Genomic DNA, 8,540 nt, shown 5'->3' on the forward strand with positions numbered 1-8,540 from the left:
CAAAGAACATTTTTAAGACTTAAATACTTATCCATATTTTCATAGTTTATCCCTCCTGTTGGGCAAAACTGCACTTGATTAAAGACAGAAGCAAAGGTATTAAGCATTGCTATTCCTCCGCAAAGTTGTGCAGGAAAAAATTTTAGTTCTTCAAAGCCAAATTCCAAAGCTTGCATAAGCTCACTCGGCGTTGCAATTCCGGGTATAAAGACTGTTTTTGTTTTTAAGGCTTCTTGTGCAAGTGTTGCATTAAAACCCGGACTGATAGCAAACTGTGCTCCTGCTTTAAGAGCTAATTCTAGCTGTTTAGCATTTAGCACAGTTCCAGCACCAATAATGGCATTAGGTATTTCTTTGCTAATACATTTGATGGCTTCAAAAGCATTTTGAGTGCGGAGGGTAATTTCTAGTATTTCTATGCCTGAATCTACCAAAATTTTGGCTAATTCTAAAGTACTTTCAAGCTCTTCAACAACAATCACAGGGATAATTTTGCTTTTCTGTAATATTTGCTTTGCTTTCATTGTTCTTTCCTTAACAAAAATAACCACCAAAACTCATAGCACCGCTTTCTGCACTTGAGCTTTGACTTCTAAAGGCTGCAAAAAGCTCTCTGCCACAGCCAAATATTTCTTCTTTTTTAAATTTTGTAGTTTTTCTTTGTGAGAATTCTTGCTCATCGAGGAGTATTTGAAGAATCCCATTTTTTGCATCAAGCAATATCATATCTCCATTTTGAATTTTTGCAATATTTCCACCCATTGAAGCTTCTGGACTTAAGTGTATGGCTGCAGGAACTTTTCCTGAGGCACCTGACATCCTTCCGTCTGTTATCAATGCAACTTTAAAACCTTGTTCTTGTAGAATACCTAAAGGCGGGGTGAGTTTATGAAGCTCGGGCATTCCATTTGCTCTTGGTCCTTGAAAGGCTATTACAGCGATAAAATCTTTTTGAAGTTGTTTTTTTTCAAAAGCTTCTAAAAATTCTTGTTGGGAGTGAAAGACTAAGGCAGGTGCTTTTATAATTTGATGTTCTTCTTTAACGGCTGAAATTTTGATCACAGCTCTGCCTATGTTTCCGCGTAAAATTTTTACTCCCCCATCTTGTGAAAAAGGTTTTTTTATTGTTCTTAGTATATTTTCATCTTTTGAGTTTTCACGATTTTCTTTAAAAACAAGTTTTTCATCGATAAAAAATGGATCTTTTGTATAAAAGTGCATACCTTCTCCCATTACAGTATGAGCATCTTCGTGCAAAAGCCCGAAGTTTAAAAGCTCTCTCACAATAAAAGCTAACCCTCCAGCAGCAAAAAATTGATTCACATCGGCTTTACCATTAGGATATACTCTTGCTAAAAGCGGAGTTATGCTTGAAATAGCATCAAAATCGTCCCAATTGATTATAATTCCAGCCGCTCGTGCTATGGCCACAAGATGTATAGTGTGATTTGTTGAACCACCTGTTGCCATAAGTCCTACCATAGCATTGATAATGTTTTTTTCACTTATCATTTCACCTATTGGTTTTATTGTGTTTTGAGTCATTATTCTTGCAGCTTCTTTTGTAAGGGCTTTTCTTAGGCTTGTATTTGGATTAATAAAGGCTGAATTTGGTAAATGCAAACCCATAAGTTCCATCATCATTTGATTTGAATTGGCTGTACCATAAAAAGTACAAGTGCCAACATCGTGATACGATTTCATCTCACTTTCTAAAAGTTGTTCTCTTGTAATCTTTGCTTGAGCGAAGAGCTCTCTTGCTTTTGATTTTTCATCATTAGAGATACCACTTTTCATAGGACCACTTGGAACAAAGATACTTGGTAGGTATCCGAAACTTAAAGCCCCGATTAAAAGACCGGGTACAATTTTATCGCAGACACCAAGATAGAATGCCCCGTCAAAGACATTATGTGAAAGTGCTATGGCTACACTCATAGCAATAGTATCACGCGAAAAAAGCGATAATTCCATTCCTTCATAACCTTGAGTTATCCCATCGCACATAGCAGGTACCCCTCCGGCAAATTGTGCGTAGGCACCGTATTTAAAAAGTTCCTTTTTTAGAATATCAGGATAGTCTTTGAAGGGCTGATGGGCTGAAAGCATATCATTATAAGCTGAAACAATGGCAAAATTTAATCTCTCACTCTCTATTATTTTTCTTTTAATATTGGAAGGAATGCTTGCATAAGCGTGAGCTAAATTTGCACAGCCTAAATCTTGGCGGTGAATTTTACCTTTGTGTTTTTGCATCCTTTCTAAATAACTTTCTCGTGTTTTTTGACTTCTTTGAAAAATTTTTTGAGTGATTTTTATAAGTTCTGCCTTTGCCATACTTTTCCATTTATTGATTATGTTTTTGTTTTAGTAACTGTGTTATATTTTACAGACAAATTTCTAATGAGAGCTTTAAAAAAGCTTGAATTTCTCTAGATTTTATTAAGGAAAACAAATGCGGGATTTTTCTTTTGTCTTATTTGGAGCTACCGGCGATTTAGCTATGAGAAAAATTTTTCCAGCCCTTTATGAGGCGTATAAAAAGGATTTATTGCATAAGAATGCAAGATTTATTGCCACAGGTAGGACCATTTTAGATGATAAAGGCTTTTTGGAAGAATTAGAAGCTAAGTCAAAAATTCATATTCAAGATTGTGATGAAAAAAAATGGGAGGAATTTGTAGCAAAAATTCATTACTTAAGCATTGATTTAAATCGAATGGAAGATTTTTATATTTTAAAAGAAATAGTATGCAATGAAAATGAAGATCTTGTGATATATTTTTCAATTTCTCCTGAATTTTTTATCAAGACGTGTGAAAATTTAGCTCGTATTGGGCTCAATACTTCAAGAGTAAGAATAGTGCTTGAAAAACCTTTAGGAGTTGATTTGCATTCTTGTAAAGAGATTAATGATAAGATCGCACGGTACTATCAGGAGGAGCAAATTTATAGAATAGATCATTATTTAGGCAAAGAGAGTGTCCAAAATATTATGTTTTTAAGGGCATACAATCCGCTTTTTTCCTCTGTGTGGAATAAAGAACACATAGCCTGTGTTGAAATTTCTGTTTTTGAAACATTAGGAATTCAAGCACGCGGGGAATTTTATGACAGAATGGGTGCTTTAAGAGATATGTTGCAAAATCATATGCTACAAATTCTTTGCTTGGTAGCAATGCAACTTCCTAAAACATTGGACGCACAGTCTTTAAGAGCTGCGAAATTAAAGCTTTTACAAAGTTTAAAGCCTTTTGATGAAAAGGCTTTACAAACTCAAGTCATTAAAGCTCAATATACAGCAAACAAACAATGCAAAGGCTATTTGGAAGAATTAAATGTGCAAGCTCATAGTCAAACAGAAACTTTTGTTGCTTTAAAGACTGAAATTTTAGATACAAACTGGCTTGGAGTACCTTTTTATCTTAGAACAGGAAAGAGAATGGCTAATTCTTTTGCTCACATTGTACTTCACTTTAAATCAAAGCCAAATATTAAGGCAAATAAACTCATCATTTCTTTGCAACCTAGAAATGAACTCTATATTACAATACAACTTAAACAAAGTGGTAGAAGTATGCAAACGCAAGAACAGGCTTTATTGCTAAATTTAGACGAACAAAATTCTATGTATCCTTATGAAAGCTTAATATTAGATGCGATAGAAGCCAATCTTGTCTCTTTCAATCATAAAGAAGAACTTGAGGCTGCTTGGACTTGGCTTAATCCTCTTTTGCAAACTTGGCATACAAAGAAACTCTTTTACTATCCGTCTTTGAGCTGGGGACCACAAGAAGCTTTCTCTCTTATAGAAAATGATGGTTTTGAATGGTATAATAGTAACAATTTTTTTTAATATGAGAATATTTGAAACATATTGACAAAAAAGCTTTTATGTTTGTTTGTAGTTCTTGTCTTTTTTGCATAAAATTGTTAAGCTTTGATATGATGAATGAGGGATTGAAAAATGGCATTTAAAATTTATGAATTTGCCGATGCAACAAAATGTAATTTTGCTTTAATAGAGGCGCTTCATATACTTTGCTCACAAAGCATAAAAGAAAAAGATTATGCACGACTTAATCTTTCTGGAGGAAAATCACCGCTTGCTTTTTTTAAACTTTTAAGTCAGCAAAAATGGCAGTGGTCAAAAATGTATCTTTCTTTGGTTGATGAAAGAATTGTTGAATGTAACTCTGATGAAAGCAATGCCCATTTTTTAGAAAAGTATCTTTTGCAAAATTTTGCAGTTGAGGCACATTTTACTCCTTTGCTTGAAAATCCAAATCTAAGCCCACAAGAACTTCTCAATGTAGCAAATAAATCATACAAACAACCTGATTTCGCTGTGCTTGGTATGGGTTTGGACGGACATACAGCGTCTTTGTTTTCTGAGGCTGATGAGTTTGAAAATGCTTTGCAAACAGATGAGAATATTGTACTCATAAATCCAAAAAATGCTCCATATCAAAGATTGAGTATGAGTTTTGCTGCTTTATTTAAGTGTAAAAAACTTTTTTTAAGTATAGCAGGAGCTCAAAAACGTGAAATTTTTGATAAAGCAGCACTTAGTAAAAACAAGTCTTTACCTCTATCATATATTCTTCATTCAAAAGAGGTAGAATGTGATGTTTATTTTGCATAGTAAAAAATCTTATCCTAGACTTTTAGCAGATATAGGCGGTACAAATGCTCGTTTTGCTTTAGAATTTTTAAGTGGAGAACTCAAATATATAGAAGTTTTATCTTGCAATGATTACAATAGTGTTGTTGATGCGGTAAAGGCATATTTGAAAAAGGCAGGTGAGCCTGAAATACGATTTGCAGCTTTTGCTATTGCAAATCCGGTAATAGGCGATTGGGTTCAAATGATTAATCACCATTGGACTTTTTCGATAGAAACAACACGACAGGCTTTGAAATTAGAAGTTTTAATTCTTATCAATGATTTTACTGCTCAAGCTTTTGCTATTGCAAAAATGGATACAAGAGAACTGGTGCAAATCGGAGGTGTGGCATCTGAAGTGTCTGCCCCAAAAGCTGTTTTAGGACCGGGAACGGGGCTTGGTGTGAGCGGGTTAATCCCTTGTCAAAATGGAAATTATATAGCTTTAGCAGGTGAGGGTGGGCATGTTAGCTTTGCTCCTTTTGATGATACTGAAGTGATGATTTGGGAATATGCAAGGAAAAAATTTGGGCATGTTTCTGCTGAAAGATTTTTAAGTGGTTCAGGACTTGTGTTGATTTATGAAGCTTTAGCACAAAGAGAAGGTATTAAAAGCTCTAAAATGACTCCAGCACTTATTAGCGAACAAGCTTTAAGCGGTACATCGCCTTTATGTCGTTTAACTTTAGACATTTTTTGTGCAATGCTTGGAACCGTTTCATCAAATTTAGCTTTAACTTTAGGGGCAAGGTCGGGAGTGTATTTGTGTGGAGGGATTATACCGAGATTTATTGAATATTTTAAAAACTCACCTTTTAGAACACGTTTTGAAAATAAAGGCAGGTTTGATCCATATTTAGCTGCTATCCCTGTTTATGTTGTTTTAGCGAAATATCCCGGGATTTATGGAGTTGGTGTTGCATTAGAGAATTATTTGAGAGAAAAAGATTTGAGATGAGAATGCTTACACATTTAAAAACTTATAAAGCTTTATTGCAACATTTTAAAGAGATAAAAAATGTCCATATGAGAGCGATGTTTGAAGAAGATACTCAAAGAGCAAAGAGATATTTTTGCAGCATAGGAAAATTGAGGCTTGATTATTCTAAAAATCGTATCAATGATACTACTCTTAGCTTGCTTATTGATTTAGCAAAAGAGTGTGCTTTGAAAGAAAAAATCATCGCAATGTTTAATGGTGAAAAAATTAATACAACAGAAAAGAGAGCTGTTTTACATACAGCTTTGAGAAATCAAAATAAAAATGCTATTTATGTTGATGGATTAGATATTATGCCAAATGTAGCTGATGTGCTTTATAGAATGGGAGAATTTTCAAATGCTGTTCGTATAGGAAAGTGGCTGGGATATACAAATCAAGTCATCACTGATGTTGTGAATATAGGCATAGGAGGTTCTGATTTAGGTGCTTTGATGGTCTGCAAAGCTTTAAAGAAATTTGGACATCCTCGTTTAAATATGTATTTTGTTTCTAATGTTGATGGAGTTCAGCTTCAAGGGGTTTTAAATCAAGTTCATCCAGAAACAACGCTTTTTATAGTCGCTTCAAAAACTTTTTCAACACAAGAAACATTAACTAATGCTCTTACGGCTAGGAAATGGTTTTTACAACATTCTTTAGATGAAAAATGTATTGCTAAACATTTTGTTGCTGTTTCTACAAATAAGGAGGCGGTAAAAGCTTTTGGAATAGATGAAAATAATATGTTTGAATTTTGGAATTGGGTTGGTGGTAGGTTTAGTCTTTGGTCTGCTATAGGACTTGCAATTATGATTTATTTAGGCAAAGAGAATTTTACTTCTTTGCTTGAAGGGGCTTTTTTAATGGATGAGCATTTTTATAATGAAGATTTTAGTAAAAACCTCCCTGTTATTTTAGCTTTACTTGGGATTTGGTATGTTAATTTTTTCGATGCAGGAAGTCATATCATAGCTCCTTATGATCAACATCTTCGGTATTTTCCTAAATTTATTCAACAGCTTGATATGGAAAGTAATGGCAAAGGCGTACGTAAGAATGGTAAAAAAGTTGAGTATGATACAGGTCCTATAATATGGGGTGATATGGGTATAAATGCTCAACATGCCTTTTTTCAGCTTTTACATCAAGGCACTCATTTAAGCCCCATTGATTTAATTGTTTCTTTAAGTAAAAAGGGAAATTTACCCGGACATCACGAAATTTTATTAAGCAATGTCTTTGCACAAGCACAAGCTTTTATGCGCGGAAGAACGTATGATGAAGTGTGTATGCAAATGCGTAAAAAAGGAATCAGTGAGCAAGAGATAAAAAAACTCGCACCGCATAGAGTTTTTTCGGGTAACCGTCCAAGTAATATTCTTTTGCTTGATGAAATTTGTCCGCAAAGCGTGGGTTCTTTAGTTGCTTTGTATGAACATAAAATTTTCGTTCAAGGGGTAATTTGGGATATTAATAGTTTTGACCAATGGGGTGTTGAACTTGGCAAAGAATTGGCTAAGGATATTTTAAGTGAGCTTAAAGGCGAGGATAGTGCTATAGAAAATGACAGTTCAACGCAACATTTAATACAAATTTATAAAACATTCAATTCAATTTAAAGGATAAATATGCAAAAAAAATCAAATACTTTTGCCTTGGCAACTTTAACAGCTTTGTTTTTTGCTATGGGCTTTATTACAGTGTTAAATGATATTTTAATAGCACATTTGAAAGTTGTTTTTGAGTTGAATCATTTTGAAGTAGCTTTAATTCAGTCTTGTTTTTTTGGTGCCTATTTTATAACAGGTGGTTTTTTTGGAAAATTTTTGGAAAAAATTGGTTATCCTCTTGGAGTCATTTTAGGATTTCTTTTAACGGCTTCAGGTTGTATTCTTTTTTATCCAGCTGCTTCCACAGAGTATTATCCTATTTTCTTAGGTGCATTATTTGTTTTAGCAAGTGGAGTTGTGTTGCTTCAAACAGCTGGAAATCCTTTTGTAACATTATTGACACCGGGAAAAGAGGCAAGTTCTCTTACTCTTGTTCAAGCTTTTAATTCTTTAGGTACAACATTAGGACCACTTTTTGGTGCTGCATTTATTCTTTCAGATACTGTTGAATATGTTAGCAAAGCACAAGAGGCTCAATCAGTACAAATTCCGTATTTAGGTATAGCCGGTGTATTAATTTTACTTGCTATTGTTGTGTATTTGTTAAAACTTCCAGATGTAAGAGGAAGAGCTGAAGAGATTAGTGAACAAAATCAGGATGGAAAAACAAGTATATTTGAGTATCCGCATCTTGTTTTAGGTGCTGCTGCTATTTTCTTTTATGTAGGCGCAGAGGTTTCTATCGGTTCTTTTTTGATTTTGACTATGGAAGATGTAGCTAATATACATAAAAACTTAGGAGCGAAATATATAGCTTTTTATTGGGGTGGTGCTATGGTTGGAAGATTCATAGGTAGTGCTATAATGACAAAAATAGCTCCAAACAAGTGCTTAGCTTTTAACGCAATTATGATTATTTTCTTAACCTTGATAGCTATTATTAGTGGTGGAGAAATTGCTATGTGGGCCTTGCTAACGATAGGCTTTTTTAATTCTATTATGTTTCCTACTATTTTTTCTTTAGCGACAAAGAATTTAGGCAAATTTACAAGTCAGGCTTCGGGACTTATTTGTATGGCTATTGTTGGAGGTGCTATTATACCACCAGTACAAGGTTTGGTAGCTGATCACAAACCTTCGCTTCTTTCGTATGTACCACCAGTACAAGGTTTAATACCTGATCAGAGTAATTTGCTTCTTTCATATTTTGTGCCTATGTTGTGCTATGTTTATATTCTATTTTTTGCTTTAAATGGTTATAAAACACAACGGTGGTTTCTTA

The 8,540-nt window shown here is 34.1% G+C and carries 7 protein-coding genes; 5 read left to right on the forward strand and 2 right to left on the reverse strand.

Going from position 1 to position 8,540, the window contains the following annotated elements:
• The coding region (gene eda / locus OQH62_RS08025; protein ID WP_266015992.1) for a bifunctional 4-hydroxy-2-oxoglutarate aldolase/2-dehydro-3-deoxy-phosphogluconate aldolase at nucleotides 1–524 on the reverse strand (524 nt) is incomplete at its 3' end.
• Nucleotides 525–534: 10 nt separating this feature from the next.
• Nucleotides 535–2,337 carry a phosphogluconate dehydratase gene (edd, locus tag OQH62_RS08030; RefSeq protein WP_266015994.1) on the reverse strand — a complete coding sequence of 601 codons (1,803 nt, stop codon included), beginning with the start codon at nucleotides 2,335–2,337 and terminating at the stop codon, nucleotides 535–537.
• A gap of 118 nt (nucleotides 2,338–2,455) precedes the next feature.
• Here edd and zwf point away from each other — a divergent pair, with 118 nt between their 5' ends.
• From zwf to OQH62_RS08055, 5 genes are all read left to right on the forward strand, one after another.
• Nucleotides 2,456–3,856, forward strand: coding sequence for a glucose-6-phosphate dehydrogenase (zwf, locus tag OQH62_RS08035; protein WP_266015995.1), 1,401 nt, complete (start codon nucleotides 2,456–2,458; stop codon nucleotides 3,854–3,856).
• 111 nt (nucleotides 3,857–3,967) lie between these two features.
• On the forward strand, nucleotides 3,968–4,645 hold the full coding sequence (pgl, locus tag OQH62_RS08040) for a 6-phosphogluconolactonase (protein ID WP_266015997.1): 678 nt from the start codon (nucleotides 3,968–3,970) through the stop codon (nucleotides 4,643–4,645).
• Complete coding sequence (locus tag OQH62_RS08045; protein WP_323053646.1) at nucleotides 4,629–5,624, forward strand: glucokinase; 996 nt, start codon at nucleotides 4,629–4,631, stop codon at nucleotides 5,622–5,624. The genes pgl and OQH62_RS08045 overlap by 17 nt, the downstream gene beginning before the upstream one ends.
• 2 nt (nucleotides 5,625–5,626) lie before the next feature.
• Nucleotides 5,627–7,267, forward strand: coding sequence for a glucose-6-phosphate isomerase (pgi, locus tag OQH62_RS08050; RefSeq protein WP_266016002.1), 1,641 nt, complete (start codon nucleotides 5,627–5,629; stop codon nucleotides 7,265–7,267).
• A 9-nt stretch (nucleotides 7,268–7,276) separates the two neighbouring features.
• Nucleotides 7,277–8,540, forward strand: a 1,264-nt coding sequence (locus tag OQH62_RS08055) for a sugar MFS transporter (protein ID WP_266015998.1), incomplete at its 3' end; no start/stop codon positions are given.

It is taken from the genome of Campylobacter sp. MIT 21-1684 (genome assembly GCF_026241315.1).
GTDB lineage: Bacteria > Campylobacterota > Campylobacteria > Campylobacterales > Campylobacteraceae > Campylobacter_D.